Raw genomic sequence first — 19,618 nt, 5'->3', positions numbered from 1 at the left:
CACGATGCCCGGACGTACCGTCGCCAAGCTCGCCACCGTGAGCGCCGTCATCGCGGCCTCGGTGCTGGCCGTGGCGCCCACCGCACACGCCGACCTGGTCACCCACTGCATCGGCACCGGCGGCGCGGTGACAGTGCCCAACGACCTGCTCGTGCCCGCCGGTGAGTCCTGCGCGCTCACCGGCACCACGATCACCGGCAACGTCACCGTCGCGGCCGGCGGCAACCTGGTGGTGACCGGTGGCCGGGTCAGCGGCGAGGTACGCGTGTCCCCGGACGGCTACCTCGACGCCACCGACACCACAGTCGACGGCCAGGTGGTGCTGGCCGCCGGCGGGTACGGCATCTTCCTCTCCAACGCCCAGACCGGCAACGTGACAGTGCGACCGAAGGGCAGCGCGACCATCGACAGCTTCCTGTTCGCCGAGGGATCGACGGTCGCCGGGACCGTCACCGTCGGCGCCGGTGAGGTCCGGCTCGACGGTGGCACCCAGGTGCAGCGCAACCTCAGCAGCACCGGCACCTACTACACCGACCTGCACGACTCGTTCGTGGACGGCACGCTGTCGGTGCTCAACAGCGCCACCGGCAGCGTCGTGTGCGGCAGCGCGGTGCGCGGCAAGGCCACGTTCGCCGGCAACCTGGCCGGCGTGCAGGTGGGCCCGAACGGCACGCTCGACAGCTGTGCCTCCGGTGGCTACTGGGGCGGGGACGTGAGCATCACCAGCACCACCGGCGGCGTCACCGTCGACGACAACATCATCAACGGCCAGTTGACGGTGACCGACAACAACCCGGCCGCCCAGGTGGCCGCCAACAACCGGATCCGCGGCGGGGTGACCGGCGACCAGGCGGCCACGACCACCAACCGGTCGGCCCGGGTGGCCGGCCCGGATCGGGAGGACGCCGGCGACCAGCGGGCCGAGGTCCGCCGTACCTCGGCGGTGCAGGAGGCCACCGAGGCGGGCGCCGCCCGGCTCTAGACGAGTGAGTCCAACCCTGGCTGGGGCGTGGGCGCGCAGCCGGCGGCCGGCGGTGACCGTCGGTCACCTCCGTCGGGGCGGATGCGGCAGTGAGGGGTATACCTCAGGGGCATATTCATACCTCTGAGGTATACCGCTCATCAGCACATGGAGAGGGTGGGCTAGCCAAAGCGCCGCCCTCAGCCCCAGAGTCAGCACGAGTGCGAGGCACACGCGAGAGCGGCCGGTCGCCCCCAGGGGGTGACCGGCCGCCACCGTCGGGCCTCGTCGACTAGAAGTTACCGGCCGAGTTGCACTTGACGCCCTGGTCGAGGCAGTTGCGCACCCGTGCGGCGAGCGCCTCGTCCTTCCACGCGTTGAAGAAGTCCGCGTGCATGGAGAACGACGTGCCGGACGCGAGCGTGATGCCGTCCGTGTTCGCGCTCAACGGGTACGAGATCACGAAGGACACCGAGGGGACGGGCACCGGGTGGCTCCTGGGGCACGCCCCGGTGTGGTCCCCGTTGGCCATGTGCGCCTTGTGGTCGGGGCTGTCGAGGTGCTTGCCGTCCCAGCAGTCCGGGAAGGTGATCTGCCGGACGATGTTCGCGGTCTTGGCGCAGACCGGGAACGTCTTGTCGGCGCTGCGGCCGATCTCGCCGCCGATGCCGGCGCACCAGAAGTGGTTGCCCTGCTTGTCCGGGGTGTCGACCTGGTTCTTGGCGTTACCGGTGATCATTCGCAGGCCGAACGGGAACGGCTGGGTCTTGCCCGGGTCCTTCAAGCGGGAACCGTAGTAGACGGTCACCTCCTTCGGGTCCACGACCTTGCCGTTCTGGTACATCGTCGGCACCCAGTAGGCGGACTGGTCGTCCGGTGAGTTGCAGGTGGTCGCCTTGGACGCCCGCAGCGATTCCGCTGTCGAGTTGGCATCGGTCGACCTGTTGCCCCAGAACGTGTGGTTGTGCGAGCCGCCCACCAGTTTCGGCAGCACGATCGGGTCGTCGCTGTTGTGGTGGCTGGTCGTACAGCCGACGTTGAATTCGGGCACCTTGACGGGGTTGCCGGTCACCGGCTTGGGCTTACGCGCGAAGAACGCCTTCGTCGCGGCGGCCTGAGCGGCGGCGTCGATGGTGATCCAGCCGCCGGACGCGGTGGGCGGGGCGGCGCTGGTCGCCGGCGTTCCCGGCTTGCCCGGCGCGGACGGGGTTGCCGAGGTGCCCGGGGCGCTCGACGTGGCCGACGGGCCGCCAGGGGCGGTGGCAGTCGGCGCATCCGGGCCGGGCGAGCCGATGCCGGTGTCGCTGGACGGGCCGGACGCGCCGGGCGTGCCCGGCGCCTCCTTGCATCCGCCGGCGAGCGCCACGCTCACCAGCAGCAGCGCGGTGACTGAACGGCGGCGTCGAGGGGTGGATCGGAGATTTATCAACGGGGGCGCACCTTTCTTCCGAGCACGAAGAATACGAGTCGGCCCCCTGCTCGTTTCCCACTGAAACGATTAATTCTCCCTTAAATAGCGCTCAGCGATTGCCTGGTCAGCTCTGCGGAGCCGCCGCGATGTCGACTCAATCTCAATTCTTTGATTTTCCTCTAAAAACCGTAATCGACGGCTGCGGCGGCACTCTGCTTCTCTGCCGGGTCCCCGCGACCGCCGTCCTGCTCAACACTTGTCCCGTGCCTTGCGCAGGAAGGTCTCCCGGGACACGACAGTCGTCGAGTCCTGTCCGCGCGGCGCCAGCACCTGGTCCGGGCCGATCCGTGGGAGGTCCGCGAGGGTGAAGTCCACCGGAATGGCGTCACGGCGGCTCGACCCGCTGACGGTGTAGGTGACCCCGGGCAGAAATTCGGTGAGCGGCTCGACGTCCGGATCGATGCCCGCCTCGGCCGCTGGGGTACCGACAACGCCGGCGACCTCCCAGCCCTCCGGCGGCTGACCCAACAGGGCGACTTCCACGATCTCGCTCGCGGGCGGGCCGTCGATGCTCCACCTGATCAGGGTTCGTTTGCCCGGTTCACCCTGATGGTTGTTCTCGAATACCGCGAGGCGCGCGTACCTGTCCTCGCAGGTGACCAGTACGCCGACGGGCTGGCCATCCTGGACGGCGAGAGCGGCGATCGGCTCATCCGGTGGGGTGCAGGCGGTCAGGAGGAGGAGGGGCAGCGGGAGCAGAATCCACTGACGTCGTCTTCTGCGCATGTCGGCCAGCATTCCACGGCTGCATCACGCTTCGATGCCCCGAGGATCACGAAAGGGAAGCGCAACGGACGGACCCGGACCGCGTGCCGTGCCGAACGTTCCCACCTTCGTTGCGTGATTTCCGGAAACAGCACAGGGCACCGTCGGCGCGGAGAGAATTGCCGCCACGGAGCACGCGGAAGCCGGGGGACGTTCGATGGGTTTACGAAGGCGTATGGCGCTCGTTGCGGTGACCGTCGCGGCGACACCGCTGGTCCTCGGTGGGTGCACCACCGAGCGAAAGGCCGCCGTGCGTCCCGCCGAGCAGGTGGTGCCCTCGCCCGAACTGACCCTCACGCCCGCCGATCTCTCCCGGGACGTGCCGCTCAGCGCCGAGGTGGCTCCGCTCGTCACGGGCGGGAAGATCACCGCCGTGCGCATCGTCGACGACACCGGCGCGCTGGTCCGGGCGGAGCCACGCGAGGACGGCTCGGCCTGGGTGCCGAGCGCTCCGTTGCGCCCGCAGCAGACCTACACCGCGGCGGTGACCGCCACCGGCGACTCCGGGCGGACCACCACCCGCACCACCACCTTCACCACCGCGGCGGCGTCGACGAAGCCGCAGGTGAGCAGCACCCTGTACTTCGCCGACAAGCAGACGTACGGCACCGCGATGCCGGTGACCATCGGTTTCGATCCGCCCATCGCCAGGGCGGCCCGGGCCGACGTGCAGCGTCGGCTGTTCGTCACCACGAACCCACCGCAGCCGGGTGCCTGGTCCTGGGTGGACGACGGCAGCCAGGTCTACTACCGGGCTCCCGACTTCTGGCGGCCCGGCACGACCATCAGTGTCCGGGCTGGCCTGGCGGGGCTGCCGATCGGCAAGAACCACGTCGGTGACGCCGACCGCACCGCGACGTCCCGGATCGGACGGCAGGTGGCGCTCGAAGTCGACAACGCCACCAAGCAGATGCGCGTGCTGCGCGACGGCAAGCTGATCCGCAGGATCCCGGTCAGCCTGGGCAAGCGCAGTACCCCCACGTCCACCGGCAAGATGGTGATCATGGAGAAGCACCAGTACACCACGTTCGACACGCGCGGCGAGCCGAACGGCGGCTACGTGGTGAACGTCGAGGACGCGCAACGGCTCACCTGGGGCGGCGAGTTCATCCACGGGGCACCCTGGTCCGTGTCGGATCAGGGACACCGCAACGTCTCACACGGCTGCACGAACATCTCGGCGGCCAACGCCGACTGGTTGATGGGCGTCACCCGGGTCGGTGACCTGGTCACCTTCACCGGCACCGAGGTCCGGCTCCAGTCGGGCAACGGCTGGACGGCCTGGAACACCAGTTGGGGCCAGTTCGTCAAGGGCAGCGCGCTGCCCGTACCCGCGGATCTGCGACCGGCCCCGGCGTCGGCGCCGCCCGCCCGCGCGGTCGCCGGTGGCGTGCCGACGCCGGGGCCGTCCGCCTCCGGAGGCTGAACCACCGGGCGCCCGGCGGGCTCTCGCCGCTGGCCCGGCGGCCCTACCCTCCGGGTCATGACGTACGAGCCGATGATGGTTCCCGCCCCGAGGCCCAACCGGACGCTTCGTACGGTCCTGCTCGTCGTCGGCGCCCTCCTGGCGTTGTGCTGCGTGGTTGGCACCTGCGTCGGCCTCTGGCTCTACCGCTCGGTCAAGGAGTCCGTCGAACCGGTCCGGGTGGCCGCGACGGCCTACCTCGACGACGTGCGGGCCGGCAACTACGCGAGCGCGTACGGGCGGCTGTGCGACCGGGTGCGCGACACCATGACGCAGGAGGACTTCGCCCGGATCCAGAGCGCGCAGTTGACGATCAGCAGTTACGAGATCACCGGTGTGAACGTCAACAACTACAACGGGCGGGTCACCGGGACCGTCCAGGTCGAGGCGGTCCAGGCGGCCACCGGTGCGAGGTTCACGCAGGGGGTGGCGCTGGTCAAGGAGGACGGCGACTGGCGCGTCTGCCAGTGAGTCACCGTGCCGTGCAGGGAAGTCGGTACGCGAGCTACGGTAAAACCTGACGTTCGCGTGAGGGAAAGCTGTGTGGCTGGCGTCACCGGCTGGGGGGAGGGGTCGATGCGGATCGGGGAACTCGCCACGAAGACCGGGGTGTCGGTACGCGCCCTGCGCTACTACGAGGAGCAGGGCCTGCTGGCTGCCACACGGAGCAGCGGCGGTCAGCGCCACTACCTCGACGACGCTGTCGACCGGGTGTATCTGATCCAGATGCTGTACGCCGCCGGCCTGTCCAGCCGAACCATCCTGGACCTGCTGCCCTGCGTCGACGCGAAGGTCAACACACCGCAGTCGCGGGCCATGCTCCGTGCCGAACGCGACCGCATCGACCGGCAGATCACCCAGCTCCGGCAGGCGCGCAAGCGGCTCGACGAGGTCATCGCGCTCAGCGAGAGCCCGACCAACGGTTGCACCCGAACGGACACCGACGCCGCGGTGGCGTAGCGACGCGGCGAACCCCCGTCGCAGGCATCTGAGCTCGCGGCGATCGGTGGCAGCTCAGCAGGGCGCCGTTCGGCGTGTCGAGCTGCTCAACTGCCAACGATCAGGGGATGGGCCAACTCCGGGATGCCGTAGTGCTGGTCGAGAACCTGCATGGCGGCGCCCGCGGCGATCACGTCCGCGCCGAGACTGGACAGGGCCACAGTGGTGCTGAGCCAGTCCGCGCGCCGGGCGTCCGCCCCGACGGCCTCGGTGACCGCCGCGAGATAGGTCTGCGGGTGCCGGAGGAGGTCCGCGCCCGCCAGCACCACGTGGGCGAGGTCGAGGGTCTGAAGCAGGTTGACGACGCCGACGGCCAGCACGCGGGCGGCGTGTGCGGTGTCTCCGGCCTCGGTGGCCCGGTGGTGCACGATCTCCAGGCACCCGTGCCGGCCACAGACGCAGCGGGGCCCGGTCAGGTCGACGACCGTGTGGCCGAACTCGCCCGCGTTGGTGTGCGCCCCCCGGTGGGCCGCACCGCCCAGCCAGAAGCCTCCACCGATGCCGGACTCGACCATGATGAGGGCCGCGTCGCCGAACGTCGCGCCGTGCCGCCAGGCCTCCGCCGTGATCCCCGCCGTGACGTCCTTGTCCAGGTGGACGGGGAGGCCGAGGTGCTTCTCGGCGATCTCGCGCAGCGGTACGTCGTGCCAGTGCCGCAGACCGTGGGCGTCGCGGACCAGGCCGTTGGCGTGGTCGAGCGGGCCGATCATGCCGATGCCCAGCCCGGTGAGCCGGCTCCGCAGGTCGCCGATGCCGGCCATCGTGTCGATGCCGGCGCTCAGGGCGTCGAGGAGCTGCTCCGGGGTGAAGTCGCGGGGCAGTGGGCTGACCGCCGAGTGGTGCACGGCGCCGGCCAGGTCGACCAGGACGAGCCGCAGCGTGCGTCGGGCCACGTGGGCGCCGATCGCGTACCGGCTGTCCGGGACGAGTTCGTAGACGACAGCGGGCTTGCCGATGCCTGGACGTCGCACGCCGGCGGGGCGGATCAGGCCGTCGGCGGTCAGCCGGGCGATGACCTTGGAGACCGCTTGTGGCGTCAGGCCGGTGGCCTCGACCACCGTCGCGCGCTCGAACGTGCGATTCGTGCGCCCCACCGCCATGACCAGTGCCTGGTTGTAGCCGCGTAGGAAGGTGACGTCGGCAGTGACGCGAGTCATCTCACCACCCTATTACGCAACGCTGTTGCTAAATTTTTTCGGTGATCGAGTTGAGTAGACGTCGACGGTTGGCGGCGCTGGCCGCCCTGGCACTGGGCGGCGTCGCGGTCGGCCTCACCGAGTTCGTGGCGATGGGGCTGCTGCCCGACATCGCCCGTGGTCTGCTTCCGCACGAGTACGCGCAGTCGTCGTCGGACGCCGTCGCCCGAGCGGGCTGGATGATCACCGCGTACGCGCTCGGTGTGGTCGTCGGCGCGCCGCTGATCGCCGCGTTGAGCGCACGCCTGCCCCGCAAGAAGCTCGTCCTCGGGCTGCTCGTGCTGTTCGCCGTCGGCACCGTCGCGTCGGCGCTCGCCCCCACCTTCGACCTGGTGCTGGTGGCCCGGTTCGTGGCGGCGCTGCCGCACGGCGCGTACTTCGGTGCGGCCGGTCTGCTCGCGGCGACCCTGATGGGCCCCGGTAACGAGGCCCGTGGTTTCGCCACGGTGCTCGGCGGTCTGACAGTGAGCAACCTGGTCGGCGTACCCCTCATCACACGGCTCGGCCAGGCGGTCGACTGGCGGGTCGCGTACCTGGTCATCGCCGGCTTCTTCGTGCTCACCCTGCTGGCGGTGCTGGCGGTCGTCCCGGAGGTCGCCGCGGCGGTCGACGGCTCGCCGGCCGCGGAGTTGCGGGCGCTGCGGACCTCGCAGGTCTGGTGGGTCGCCGCGACGGGCGCTGTCGGTTTTGCCGGTTTCTTCGCGGTGAACACCTACATCGCACCGGTCACCACCGACGTCACCGGCCTCTCCGCCGCGACGGTGCCGTGGACGTTGGTCGCCGTGGGTCTCGGGATGACCGTCGGCAACGCCCTGGGCGGCTGGCTGGCGGACCGCGACCTGCAGCGGAGCATGGTCATCGGCTTCGTGGCGATGATCGTGAGCATCGCCGTGTTCAGCCTCGTGGCGTCGACCCGCGTCGGCCTGTTCGTGGGCGCGTTCCTGGTCGGTGCGACCAGCCTGTATCTCGGTCCGGTCCTGCAGGCACGCCTGATCACCGTCGCCCCGGGAGCGCAACTGATGGGCGCGGCGGTCAACCAGTCGGCAATGAACATCGCGAACAGCCTGGGCGCCGCGCTGGGCAGCGTCGCCATCGCCGCCGGATTCGGCTACCTCGCGCCGGCTCGGGTGGGCGTCGTTCTGGCGGTCATCGGGTTGATCCTGGGGCTGGTCAGTTTCGCCGTCGGGCGACGAGTGCGCGAGCGGGTTCCGGCCACCGTCTGACGAGTGCGAGCGGTCCCGGCCACCTGAGGCGGCCGGGCCGTCCGCGAGACGCGGTCAGAAGTCGTCCACGCTGACCGTCACCCGATCGGTGCTCGATCTCCAGTTGGGCACGTTGATCACCTCGTGGCCGCCGCCGCGTTGGCCCACGGTGATCCGTACCAGGCCGAGGTGTGCCGGCGTCGCCGGGATGAAGACGTCCATGCCGGTGATGAAGGTCTGGCTGAAGAACTCCGGCAGCGGGGCCGTCAGGTCGGTGACGCCGTCGCTGCCGTCGTCGAAGGCGAAGATGCCGATCGTCCGCTTGACGCGGGGTGCGTTCGCCGCGTTCAGGACATCCCTGCCGTTGATCCAGAGTTGGTCGCCGGCGTCGCCCTGGTCGCCCCACCACTCCTTCTGCCGTTGGATGGTGAGCGCCGTGTGCCGGTCGCTGGTCTCGACCAGGCCGCTGAGGCCCTCGCCCGGCTCGCTGGTCGCCAAGCGCAGGAACGAGTCCGAGCGGAGGAACGGCTGGAAGTAGAAGTGGTGCGTCGCGGCGCCCGGGCGCACGATGGCGAACTCGTAGCGGGCCGTCGCGAGCACCGGGAGGGGGCCGAACGAGCCGTCGCCGCCGAGCGGCAGCCGGTGTGCGGGCCGGTGTGACAGTCGGCCGCCGGTCAGCGGGCTGACCGGGTAGACCTCGAGGGTGGCACCGGTGACACCGACGTTGCTCGGGAAGAGCACGGCGCGGCCGGAGACCCGGGCGGTGCCGAAGAGTTGCGGCACGATCCGCGTCGTGTGCGGCGCGTGGCCCCGGAGGAAGCCGAACATCTCGGTGAACGACTCCGCCGACGACACGGTCTGGGTGTGCGACTGGTTCGGCAGGTGCACGTTTGTCGCGCCGACGACGGTGCGGGCCGGGTCACCCTCGCCCCAGATGGCGAGCGTGGGCACACCACCCGGCGGGGAAGTGGCGGTGCGCCCGTCCAGGTTGACGTAGTGCGCGACCCGGGCGGCACGCACCGGCGAGCTGGTGAGATAGCCCTGGGAGACGAAGGTGCCCAGCGAGTGCGCGACGAGGTCGACCCGGTCCGCGCCGGTGGCCGCCAGCAGGCGGGAGATCCGTGCGTCGAGTCCCGCGTACACCTGGGGCAGGATCGTCGCGATGCTCGGGGAGTCGTACTCGTGGGCTTCGATGATGTCGATCGGGTACCCGTTGCTGGCCAGCCGTTTGGCCTGGGTCTCGAACTGCGCCGCCGATCCCGCGCTGCCGTGTACGAAGATCACTGGACGGTGCGTCGGTGTGGCGGCGGCTTCGGCGGCGCGGGGAACGGCGACGGCGGACAGGCTGGCCACGAGGGCGACCCCGGCCAGCACGGAGAGCAGGCTCCGGCGAGATGTGTGCATCGATCCTCCACCTGGACGGACGAAGTATTTGCACTACTAGCGCAAGTATCGTGTCAGGGTGGGACGCGATGGTCCACACCTTCCGGTCAGTTGACCTTCGTGGCGAGCAGGTCGCCGACGGCGGCGCGGACCGGGTCGGGGTTCGACCAGCTCCAGTTGGGGTGCGCGCGGTTGGTGAGCAGCGCCAGGACGAGTCTGCGGTCGGGCGCGACCACCAGCGAGGGGCCGGCGAATCCGGTGTGGCCGAAGGCCCGGGCCGAGGTGAGCTTCCCCATGAACCAGCTCTGGTTGAGCACGACGCCGAGGCCGTGCGCCGAGGTCCGGTTGGGGCGCTCGGGGTCGATGGCGGGTTTGCCGGCGTTGTGGTTGGTGAGCATCCGGCGCACCGTCGCCGCGGCGAGGATCCGCTCACCCCGGTGGATGCCCTCGTCGAGGAGCAGCTGGCCGATGGCCGCGAGATCGGTCGCGGAGGCGAAGATGCCGGCGTGACCGGCGACGCCACCGAGGTGATTGGCGACGTCGTCGTGGACGACGCCACGGAGCAGCCCCCGGGACGAGCGGGCGTCGGTGGCGACCAGCCGGCTGGCCTTCGCGGCGGCCGACAGCCAGCTGTTCGGGTTGAAGCCGGTGTCGCGCAGGCCGAGCGGGTCGGTCAGGTGGGTCTTGAGCGCCTGGTCGAGCCGCTGGCCGGTGACCTTCTCGACGATCTTGCCCGCGACCATGAGCCCGACGCTGGAATAGCGGAACGTCTTCCCCGGCACGGCGCCGGAGACCAGCGGCGTACCGAGCACGGCGTTCCAGCGGGCCGCGTTGTCGCGAAGGCCGGTGACAGTGGCGCCGACGGGAAGGCCGCTGGTGTGGGTGAGCAGCATCTCGACGGTGATCCGCTCCTTGCCCGCGCCGGTGAAGGCGGGCAGGTAGTCGCGCACCGGAGCGCCGAGGTCGACACGTCCCTTGTCGACCTGCTGCAACAGCAGGATGGCCGTGTACACCTTGGTGACCGAGGCGAGGTCGAAGATGGAGTCCGGGCGCATCGCGACGCGCTGGTTCGCCGCGAGCAGCTTCGGGCCCGCCGAATACCGCAACGCCTCACCGACAGCAGTGTGCACGGTCACCTTCCCGCCCACCAGGACGAGAGCGACCGCACCGGGAAAACCCTTGTGTTGCACGGTCTGCGGGGTCGCGGGCAGGTGTCGCCGGAGCAGGGCGGTCACGTCCTGCCCGTAGGGGGCCTGACGGACCGGTGGGTTGCCGCCGACCGGTGCGTCCGGTGCCCTGAGCGGCGGCCCGGCGTCTCCCGCCGGACCAAATCCGACCCGGCTGCCGGTGGCGCCCTTCCCGGTCGCCGCGTCGCCAGAGCCGGCCGAACCGGGGTTCGGCGCGCCGGTGGCACCGCAACCGGTGAGGGCGGAGGTCGCGGCGGCCAGGCCGATCCCGAGCAGAGTTCGACGTGCGACGGGCATGCCGGAGATCGTGACAGCCGGCCAGGAGACGCGCCACCTGACCCGTCCGAACGTCGGACCCGTCCGGCCCATCGGTCAACAGGTCGTCATCTGGCGGACACAGCCGGTTGCCGTTCAGGTGGTTGTGCGACGATCGGCGGGCAAAACGTCGAATGACCGTCCACCGGTCTGTCCGCGCACGGTCGCGGACAGTGACCGGGGAGGGCACACACCCCGTTACCCCCTTGGAGAGCACGATGTCCCTCTCCCCGTCCCGGGTCTTCGCAGAGCTGAATGCGGATCGACCCCCTGACCAGCCGTCCCCGACGATGGGCACGGCCGTCGTGGTCGGCGGCAGCGTCGCCGGTCTCCTGGCCGCCCGGGTGCTGTCCGACCACGCCGACACCGTCGTCATCATCGACCGGGACGACCCGCAGGTGACCGGCGCGCGGCCCGGCGTACCCCAGGGGACGCAGCTGCACGCGCTGCTGCCCGGCGGCCTCTTCCAGCTGGAGCGGCTGTTTCCCGGATTCCGCGACGAGGCACTGGCGCGCGGAGCGGTCGAGGCGCCGCCCGCGGCCCGGCGCAACTACCTCGACGGGCGTCTGAAGGTCGTCGTCCCCGACGACGCCGACAGTCTGGCCGGCAGTCGGCCGCTGCTGGAAGGGCTGATCCGCCAGCAGGTGCTCCGACTGCCCAACGTCAAGACGATCACCGCCCGCGCCACCGGCCTCGTGTTCGACGGCACCACGGTCACCGGCGTCCGTTGTGAGGTCGGTGGGGTGCCCGGTGTCGAACGCGCTGACCTCGTGGTGGACGCCATGGGGCGGTCCAGCCGACTCTCGGACTGGCTGGAGCAGGCCGACTGGGACCGGCCGGTCACCCGGCGGATGACAGTGCACCTCAACTACGCGACAGCCCTGTTCCGCCGCCCGGAGGTCACCCCGCCCTCGACTGTCGTGCTGGCCCTGAACACGCCGAGGACGGCGATGGACGTGGCAGGGGCCGCGTTCTTCGCCATCGAGGACGACCGGTGGATGGCCATGATGGCCGGTTACGGCAACGACCGTCCGGGGCGTACCGCTGACGACTTCGTCCGCCGCCTGCGCGAGCAGTTCCCACCGGAGTTCGGCGAGGTCGCCGACCAGGAGATGATCGGCGACGTCCAGACCTACCACCACGCCGACAGTCGACGACGGGACTTCCACGCGCTCAAGCGGTTCCCGGCCGGCCTGATCAGCGTCGGTGACGCCGTCGCGTCGTTCAACCCGGTGTACGGGCAGGGCATGACCGCGTCGGCCCTGCACGCGGCCTGCCTGTCGACGTACCTTCGGTCCGGCCCGGACCTGCGGGCGCCCGCGCGCCACTACCTCGCGCTCCAGAAGGTAGTGGTCGACGCCGCCTGGTCGCTCTCCACCTCGGCGGACCTGGCGTTGCCCCACGTCGACGGGCCCTACCCGCGCGGCTACCGGTTCTCCCGCTGGGCCAGCGGCCAGGTCATCGCCGCGACCGTCACGGACGTGGCGACCGCGCGGCGGTTCAACGACGTGGTCTCCATGCGCGAACACCCGCACTCGCTGGCCCGCCCCGGCGTGCTCCTGGGCGCCCTGCGCGCCAACCGGCGCACACGCTGAGCGCGTGACCCGGCGGCCTCGCCTGCGAGGCCGCCGGGAACGCGCTCTAGCGGGGGAGCTTGCGGAGGATGTCGACCACGAAACGGTGGTCGTCCAGCTGCGGCAGCCCGGAGACACCGACCCAGCCCACCACGCCGGTGCCGCGTACGCGCAACGGCACCGCGCCCCCGGCCGCCGCGTACCGCGAGGCCGGCAGGCCGAACCGCTCGGCCAGCGTCACCTGCTTGTCCTGGCACAGCCGCGCCATGTAGAGCGAGGAGTGCTCGAACCGCATCACCACCCGACCCTTGCGGCGCAGCCACGCGTCGTTGTCCGCCGTCGACCCCGGCAGGCCACAGTGGAACAGCTGCCGCCCGGCCCGCCACACGCCCACCGAGACCGGCAGTCGCTGCTCGGTCGCGGCGGTGACGGCGAGCATCCCCAGCTCGTACGCGTCGGTCTCGGACAGGCCCGCGAGCTCCAGCTCGTTCTCCTCGCGCAGCAGCTCGTCCAGCGTCGGCCACGATTCACGGTCAGCTGACATGTTCTTCTCCTTATTGGTGCGGGCGATCATCCTCGTCCTGCGGGGCGATCACCAGGCGCAGGGCGCGTAGTCCTTCAGGAAACAGCCGTACAGGTCCTCGCCCTGTTCGCCACGGACGATCGGGTCGTACACCCGGGCCGCGCCGTCGACCAGGTCCAGTGGGGCGTGGAAGCCCTCGTCGGCCAGCCGCATCTTCGTCGGGTGGGGGCGCTCGTCGGTGATCCAGCCGGTGTCGACGCTGGTCATCAGGATGCCGTCGGTCAACATCTCCTCGGCGCTGGTGCGGGTCAGCATGTTCAGCGCCGCCTTGGCCATGTTGGTGTGCGGGTGCCCCGGCCCCTTGTACCCGCGGCCGAACTGGCCCTCCATCGCCGACACGTTCACCACGTACTTGCGGCGGGCCGACGCGGCGGCCATCACCGGACGCAACCGGCTGACCAGCACGAACGGTGCGGTGACGTTGCACAGCTGCACTTCGAGCAGCTCGACCGGGTCCACCTCCTGGACCCGTTGGACCCAACTGTTCACCGAGTCGAGGTCGGGCACGAGACCCCCGGCGTCGATGGCAGTGGACGCCGCGATCCGTTCCGGCGAGGCCGAGCCGCTGGTCAGTGCCAGCGCGGTGAGCGCGTGCGGGGTGAGCGCCGTCGACTGTGGCCCGGCGGTCAGGCTGCCCACCGGGCCGCTCTGCCCGTCCGACTTGGCGAACGTGATCAGCTCCGGCAGCGGGCCGTCCGGCAGGGCCGCGGCCTCGGCGGCGATGAGCTGCGCGTACGCCCCGGGGGACCGGCGGACGGTCTGCGCCGCGTTGTTGATCAGGATGTCGAGGGGGCCCTGACTGCTGACGTCGTCGGCGAGGGCGATCACCTGGGCGGGGTCGCGCAGGTCGATCCCGACGATCCGCAGTCGGTGCAGCCAGTCCGCGCTGTCGGGCATCGCGGCGAAACGGCGTACCGCGTCGTGCGGGAACCGGGTCGTCACCGTCGTGTGCGCGCCGTCGCGCAGCAGCCGCAGCGCGATGTACATGCCGATCTTGGCCCGGCCGCCGGTGAGCAGCGCACGCCGGCCCGTGAGGTCGGTGCGGGCGTCGCGGCGCTCCCGGTTCAGCGCGGCGCAGGAGGGGCAGAGCTGGTGGTAGAAGGCGTCCACCTCGCGGTAGCGCTGCTTGCAGACGTAGCAGCCGCGCGGATTGTGCAGGAAGCCGGCCGTCTCGCCCGGGACGGAGGACGCGAGCGGAATGCCCTGCGTCTCGTCGTCGATCCGCCCCGGAGCGCCGGTGGCGGTGGCCTCCGTCACCGCCCGGTCGGCGGCGAGGATGGCGTCGCGCCGCTCCTCCCGCCGCCGCTGCTTGATCACCTTGTAGAGCCGGGCGGTGGCCCGCTGCACCTGCACCACGTCGGGATGGTCGGAGGGCAGCGCCTCCAACGCCTCGAAGACGCTGAGGCAGGCCTCCAGCCGGCTTCGGTCAATACCCTCTTGACCGTTTTCGGTAATGTTGTCCACCGTCATGCGTCGTTGTCTCGTCCCGTATCCCGTGCCGGCTCCAGCCGACCCGCCCCAAGTCCGACCCGAAACGGTACGCGCCTCACGGCCTCCGACGCACCTCGCGGCCGCCCGGCGTGGTGCGCCTCGCGGCGCTGTCAGTCGGCGTCGACGTGACCGAGACGCCAGTAGCCCATGAAGGCCACCGCCCGCCGGTCCAGACCCCGCTCGGTGACCAGGTGCCGGCGCAGGTTACGGATGACACCGGCCTCCCCGGCCAGCCACGCGTAGAGCGGCGCCGAGGCCACCTGTTCGGGCACCTCCCACAGGATCTCGGTGTCCACGTCGACGTCCGCAACGGGTTGGGCGGCTTCCGACACGCCGGGGGCCAGCAGTTCCCCGGCCGCCGCGACGACGGCGGGCACCAGCCGGCTGCCGTAGCCGCCGGCGCCCCGGGCCAGCCAGCGGACCTCGACGCCGGGCGGCGCGAGCAGCGGCAGCACGTCGGCGGCGTCGGGCACCTCCAGCACGACAGTGCCCCGGGCGTCGAGGGGGAGCCGCTCGCAGATGCTGCTGATCGCCGGCACGGCGGTCTCGTCCCCGGCCAGCAGCAGCGTGCCGCCGGTGGACTGTCGAAACTCGATCCCGCCGTGGTTGCCGTCGAAGCCGGCATCCGGCCCGACCAGCGCGATCTCGTCGCCGACGCTGGCCCGCCGAGCCCAGCGCGTCGCCGGGCCACTGTCGCCGTGCAGCACCAGGTCGACGTCCACCTCGGCCAGGTGCGGGCGGACCGCACGCACCGTGTAGGTGCGTATCGGGTTGCGCAGGTGCTCGGGTAGGGCCCGCCACGTCGCGTACCAGTCCGCGCCGTCCGGCAGGGTCGCCCGGTCCTGACCGGGCAGCGGCATCGCCAACTTGATCCGCTGGTCGTAACCGTTGTCGGCGAAGCGGTCCAGGTCCGCCCCGGTGAAGGTCACCCGGGTGAAGGACGGGCTCAGGCGGCGTACCGCCCGGACGGTGACGGTGAACACGCGCCACGGGGCGATGGGCAGGGTCTCGGTCATGGTGCCTCTCTCGACTCGGGCGGCTCTACCGGGTGGTGCTCGCCACGGCGCGGGAGCGCCACAGCAGCCAGACGAAGTACGGGGTGCCGATCATGGCGGTGACCAGGCCGGCGGGGATCTGGGCCGGCGCGATGACCGTCCGACCGAAGGTGTCGGCGATGCTGACCAGCGCCGCGCCGAGCAGGGCGGCCACCGGGAGCACCCGGGAGTGCCGGCCGCCGACGAGCGCCCGCGCGGCGTGCGGGGCGACCAGACCGACGAAACCGATGACCCCGACGGCCGAGACGGCGGTGGAGGTGAGCAGCGCCGCCGCGCCGAGCGCGATCAACCGGGTGCGTTCCAGCCGGACGCCGAGCACGCGGGGGGTGTCGTCGTCCAGCGCCATCAGGTCGAGCTCCCGGCGGGCGGCGACCACGGCCGGCGTGAGCACCAGCAGGGCGATCAGCACCGGCAGCACCTGGGTGGGCATCCGGCCGTAGGTGGAGCCGGACAGCCAGGTCAACGCCTTCCCGGTGTTCCACGGGTCGAAGGCCACGACCAGGTAGGTGATGACCGCCATGCCGCCCTGCCACGCACCGAAACCGATCAGCACCAGTCGGTCGGAGCTCAGCCCGCCGCGCCAGGCCAGGCCGTAGACCAGGGCGAACGCCAGCATCGCGCCGAGCCCGGCGACGCCGGAAACGGCCCACACCCCGGCCAGTGGCACGAAGGTGAGCAGGGAGACCGCGCCGAGGCCGGCACCGGCGGTGATGCCGAGGATGCCGGGTTCGGCCAGCGGATTGCGGCAGACCGCCTGCACCGTGGTGCCGGCGACCGCGAGCGCCGCGCCGGCCAGGACCGCCGCGGCGACGCGCGGCCACCGCTGGTCCAGCACAAAGGTGTACGCGGGCCCGGTGGTGCCGTTGACCCAGTTGACCACGTCACCGAGCAGCACCCAGGTGTCACCGGCGAGCATGCCGACCGCCACTGCGCAGACGGCCAGGGTGGCGGTGACGGCGACGACGCCGCGGTGGAAGGCGGCGGAGCGGACGGCCGCGTGCCCGCCGGGCGGACGACGGGTGGGGCCGGCGTCGCGGTGCCGGCGGGCCAGCCAGATGAGGATCGCCGCGCCGAACAGAGTAGTGACCACGCCGGTGGGAATGTCGACCCCGGCCTGCCCGCCCATCACGGCCCGCAGCAGCACGTCGGATCCGAGCACGATGATGACCCCGGCGATGCCGGACAACGGCAGCAGGACGCGGTGCCGGTGCACCCCCGGCACCACGGGGGCGAGTAGCCGGACGATCACCGGTGCGCACAGGCCGACGAAGCCGACCGGGCCGGTGAGGGTGACTGCCGCGGCGGAGAGCAGCACGGCCAGCACCATGACGGTCAGCCGGGTGCGCCGCACGTCGAGGCCGAGCACTGTGGCGGTGTCGTCGCCGAGGGCGAGGATGTCGAGGCGGTGCCCGAGCAGCACGAGCACGATGGCGGCGCCGACGATCACCGGAGCGAGTTGGGTCAGCGCGGTCAGGTCGCTCTGCACCAGCGAGCCGTTGCCCCAGGCGAACAGTCCGATGGTGGCCTGTTCGAACAGGAGCAGCAGCACTGTGGTCACCGACCCGAGCGCCAGCGCGGTCGCCGAGCCGGCGAGGATCAGCCGGGTGGTGCCGGCCTGCCCACCGGAGGACATCGCCATCACCAGGCCGGCGGCGGCCAGCCCGCCGCAGAAGGCGAGGCCACCGGCCGGCAGCGCGGGCAGCGAGACGCCGAACGCGGCGACGGCGACGATCGCCAGGTGGGCGCCCGCGTTGACAGCGAGGGTGTCGGGGGACGCGAGCGGGTTGCGGGCGATCGACTGCAGCGCCGCCCCGGCGAACCCGAGCGCCACGCCGATGGCGAGCCCGGCGAGCAGCCGGGGCAGGCGGGACGCGATCAGGACGCGGGCCGCCTCGTCGTCGGCGCCGGTCGCGAGCCGCAGCAGGTCGAGGGCGCCGACGGTCGAGGTGCCCTGGGTGAGGTGCACCGCGCCGACCACGAGCAGCAGCAGGATCGCGGCGACGAAGACGACGGCGATGCGGGGCACGGCCGGGCGTCCGCCCGGAGCCGGCAGGGTGGCCGGCTCCGGGCGTGGGGGCGCGTTCAGCACGCTCACACCGCGTACGTCTTGACGAGTTCGTCGATGTACTGCTTGCCGGAGAGTGGACCGCCGAAGGTCCAGATGCCGTTGGGCATCTTGTGCAGGTTGCCCTTCTGCACGAAGGGCAGCGACTTCCAGATGGCGTTGCCGGCGAGACCGTCGGCGAAGACGTCGTCGCCGTCGGAGGCGTTGTAGAAGAGGTGCGTGTTCGGGTCCTTGAGGACCGTCATGCCCTCGACGTCGGTCTGGCCCAGGCCCCACACCTCGTCGGTCTTGCCGGTCCAGGCGTTGGTGAGGCCGAGTTGGATGCCGATCTGGGAGACCAGCGCGCCAGTGCCGAACATCCGGATGCTGACGGTGCTGCCCTCCTTCCAGCCGTCGGCGATGGCGAACGGTCGGCCGGCGGCACCCGCGTCGGCGATCTTCTTCTTGCCGTCGGCGATGGCGGCGTCGAAGTCGGCGAGCAGCTTCTCCGCCTCGGTGGTCTTGCCGACCGCCTTCGCGATCATGTTGAGGTCGGTGCGCATCCGGCCGAGGTTGTCGGTGGCGTCACTGCCCTTGGCGACCACGACGGGCACGAACTTCTCCAGCTGACTGACGATGTTGGCGCCCCGGTCGTCCTCCATCACGACGAGGTCGGGTTGGAGGGCGACGATCGCGTCGACGCTGGGCTCCCCGCGGACCCCGACGTCCTTGACGCCCGGGTCGAGCTTCGCGGAGGTGACCCAGGTGCCGTAGCCCTTGGGGTCGGCGACACCGACGGGCATGACGCCCAGGCTGACCAGCAGCTCGACCTCGCCCCACTCAAGCCCGACGACCTTGGTCGCCGGCGCCTTGAGGGTGATCTCCTTGCCCCGGCTGTCGGTGACGGTGACCGGGCCGCCGGACGCCGAGGCGGAGGTGTCGGGGGCCGCGGCGTTCTCGGTGGTGCCGCAGGCGCCGAGCGTCAGCGCGGCCACGACGGCGATGAGGGCGGTGAAACGGGTACGGGTCATGACGGTCTTTCTCTGCTGTGGATGGGGGTGTTCAGACCAGGGCGCGGATCTGGTGCCGCCCGACCGGGCGGGTGGTGACCAATCCGCTGACCGGATCGGTGGTCACCTCGATGCGGATCCCGTAGGTCTCGGTGAGGGCGTTCTCGGTGAACACCGTTGCCGGGGTGCCGGTGGCGCGGACCCGGCCCTGCTGCAACAGGACCACCTCGTCCGCCACGGCGGCTGCCTGGTTGAGGTCGTGCAGCACGACGCCGACGGCGACGCCGTGATCGTCCGCGAGGTCACGGACCAGGTCGAGGATCTCCACCTGGTAGCGCAGGTCGAGAAACGTGGTGGGCTCGTCGAGGAGCAGAACCGGGGTGTCCTGGGCGAGGCAGGCGGCCAACCAGACCCGCTGCAACTCGCCTCCGGAGAGTTCGTCGACGGGACGGTCGGCCATCGCGGCGACGCCGGTGACGTCCATGGCGCGTGCGATGGCGGCGGGACCGTCCGGGTCCTCGGTGCGCCAGCGCCCCCGGTAGGGGTGGCGGCCGTAGCCGACGACGTCGCGGACGGTGACACCGCTGGGCACCGGCCGGCTCTGAGCGAGCAGGGTGACCCGCCGGGCGAACTCCCGGGCCGCGAGGCTGGCGGCCGTGACACCGTCGGCGAGGTGCACGATGCCGGCTTCGATCGGGTGCAGCCGGGCCAGGGCCCGCAGCAGTGTGGACTTGCCGCTGCCGTTGGGCCCCACCAGTGCGGTGACGGCACCCGCGCGGAGATCGATCACGGCGCCGTGCACCACCGGCACACCGTGATAGCCCAGACGGAGGTCGACGCCGGACAGGCTGCGCTCCCCGTTGACCGACGCCAACTCGCTCTGCATGAGGTTAGGCTAACCTAACCGAACGACGGCC

Annotated in this window: 17 protein-coding genes; 6 read left to right on the top strand and 11 right to left on the bottom strand. The window is 71.3% G+C overall.

Annotated elements, in window-relative coordinates; genetic code table 11:
* The first annotated feature begins 4 nt into the window (after positions 1-4).
* A complete protein-coding gene (locus tag OG992_RS08070) occupies positions 5-982 on the top strand; it encodes a hypothetical protein (RefSeq protein WP_266302861.1) in 978 nt (325 codons plus the stop codon).
* 271 nt (positions 983-1,253) lie between these two features.
* Here OG992_RS08070 and OG992_RS08065 read toward each other — a convergent pair whose 3' ends face one another.
* Both OG992_RS08065 and OG992_RS08060 read right to left on the bottom strand, forming a co-directional pair.
* Complete coding sequence (locus OG992_RS08065; RefSeq protein WP_266302860.1) at positions 1,254-2,390, bottom strand: DUF1996 domain-containing protein; 1,137 nt, start codon at positions 2,388-2,390, stop codon at positions 1,254-1,256.
* A 231-nt stretch (positions 2,391-2,621) separates the two neighbouring features.
* A complete protein-coding gene (locus OG992_RS08060) occupies positions 2,622-3,158 on the bottom strand; it encodes a hypothetical protein (RefSeq protein ID WP_266302859.1) in 537 nt (178 codons plus the stop codon).
* A gap of 214 nt (positions 3,159-3,372) precedes the next feature.
* On the opposite strand from OG992_RS08060, the gene OG992_RS08055 reads away from it, so the two are divergent.
* The 3 genes from OG992_RS08055 to OG992_RS08045 all read left to right on the top strand — a co-directional run bounded on the left by OG992_RS08055 (position 3,373) and on the right by OG992_RS08045 (position 5,622).
* Entirely contained in the window at positions 3,373-4,623 is a 1,251-nt protein-coding gene (locus OG992_RS08055; RefSeq protein ID WP_266302858.1) for an Ig-like domain-containing protein, read from the top strand.
* A gap of 57 nt (positions 4,624-4,680) precedes the next feature.
* Complete coding sequence (locus OG992_RS08050) at positions 4,681-5,133, top strand: hypothetical protein (RefSeq protein ID WP_266302857.1); 453 nt, start codon at positions 4,681-4,683, stop codon at positions 5,131-5,133.
* 105 nt (positions 5,134-5,238) lie between these two features.
* Positions 5,239-5,622, top strand: a complete 384-nt coding sequence (locus OG992_RS08045) for a MerR family transcriptional regulator (protein WP_266302856.1) — start codon at positions 5,239-5,241, stop codon at positions 5,620-5,622.
* A gap of 86 nt (positions 5,623-5,708) precedes the next feature.
* Here OG992_RS08045 and OG992_RS08040 read toward each other — a convergent pair whose 3' ends face one another.
* Positions 5,709-6,818 carry an ROK family transcriptional regulator gene (locus OG992_RS08040; protein WP_266302855.1) on the bottom strand — a complete coding sequence of 370 codons (1,110 nt, stop codon included), beginning with the start codon at positions 6,816-6,818 and terminating at the stop codon, positions 5,709-5,711.
* 41 nt (positions 6,819-6,859) lie between these two features.
* On the opposite strand from OG992_RS08040, the gene OG992_RS08035 reads away from it, so the two are divergent.
* On the top strand, positions 6,860-8,080 hold the full coding sequence (locus OG992_RS08035; protein ID WP_266302854.1) for an MFS transporter: 1,221 nt from the start codon (positions 6,860-6,862) through the stop codon (positions 8,078-8,080).
* A gap of 54 nt (positions 8,081-8,134) precedes the next feature.
* Here OG992_RS08035 and OG992_RS08030 read toward each other — a convergent pair whose 3' ends face one another.
* Together OG992_RS08030 and OG992_RS08025 are read right to left on the bottom strand one after the other, a co-directional pair.
* A complete protein-coding gene (locus tag OG992_RS08030; protein WP_266302853.1) occupies positions 8,135-9,463 on the bottom strand; it encodes an alpha/beta hydrolase in 1,329 nt (442 codons plus the stop codon).
* Between the two features lie 86 nt (positions 9,464-9,549).
* Positions 9,550-10,926, bottom strand: a complete 1,377-nt coding sequence (locus OG992_RS08025; protein ID WP_266302852.1) for a serine hydrolase — start codon at positions 10,924-10,926, stop codon at positions 9,550-9,552.
* A 236-nt stretch (positions 10,927-11,162) separates the two neighbouring features.
* Between OG992_RS08025 and OG992_RS08020 the strand changes: the two genes are divergently transcribed.
* Positions 11,163-12,539: an NAD(P)/FAD-dependent oxidoreductase gene (locus OG992_RS08020; protein ID WP_266302851.1), complete on the top strand. Its 1,377-nt coding sequence runs from the start codon at positions 11,163-11,165 to the stop codon at positions 12,537-12,539.
* Positions 12,540-12,585: 46 nt separating this feature from the next.
* Here OG992_RS08020 and OG992_RS08015 read toward each other — a convergent pair whose 3' ends face one another.
* The 6 genes from OG992_RS08015 to OG992_RS07990 all read right to left on the bottom strand — a co-directional run bounded on the left by OG992_RS08015 (position 12,586) and on the right by OG992_RS07990 (position 19,587).
* Positions 12,586-13,062 carry a heme-degrading domain-containing protein gene (locus OG992_RS08015; protein ID WP_112584538.1) on the bottom strand — a complete coding sequence of 159 codons (477 nt, stop codon included), beginning with the start codon at positions 13,060-13,062 and terminating at the stop codon, positions 12,586-12,588.
* Positions 13,063-13,110: 48 nt separating this feature from the next.
* The gene (locus OG992_RS08010) at positions 13,111-14,571 is read right to left on the bottom strand and encodes an SDR family oxidoreductase (RefSeq protein ID WP_238684975.1); all 1,461 of its coding nucleotides are present in this window, start codon (positions 14,569-14,571) and stop codon (positions 13,111-13,113) included.
* Between the two features lie 131 nt (positions 14,572-14,702).
* The gene (locus OG992_RS08005) at positions 14,703-15,608 is read right to left on the bottom strand and encodes a siderophore-interacting protein (RefSeq protein WP_266302850.1); all 906 of its coding nucleotides are present in this window, start codon (positions 15,606-15,608) and stop codon (positions 14,703-14,705) included.
* 25 nt (positions 15,609-15,633) lie between these two features.
* Positions 15,634-17,733, bottom strand: a complete 2,100-nt coding sequence (locus OG992_RS08000) for an iron ABC transporter permease (RefSeq protein ID WP_274531166.1) — start codon at positions 17,731-17,733, stop codon at positions 15,634-15,636.
* A 5-nt stretch (positions 17,734-17,738) separates the two neighbouring features.
* Entirely contained in the window at positions 17,739-18,722 is a 984-nt protein-coding gene (locus OG992_RS07995; RefSeq protein ID WP_238684972.1) for an ABC transporter substrate-binding protein, read from the bottom strand.
* 31 nt (positions 18,723-18,753) lie between these two features.
* On the bottom strand, positions 18,754-19,587 hold the full coding sequence (locus tag OG992_RS07990) for an ABC transporter ATP-binding protein (RefSeq protein ID WP_238684971.1): 834 nt from the start codon (positions 19,585-19,587) through the stop codon (positions 18,754-18,756).
* Positions 19,588-19,618: the final 31 nt, after the last annotated feature.

This window comes from Micromonospora sp. NBC_00362 (assembly GCF_026342155.1).
Taxonomy (GTDB): domain Bacteria; phylum Actinomycetota; class Actinomycetes; order Mycobacteriales; family Micromonosporaceae; genus Micromonospora; species Micromonospora hortensis.
Note: the sequence above shows the minus strand (reverse complement) of the source record. Positions and strands in the feature narration are given on the sequence as shown.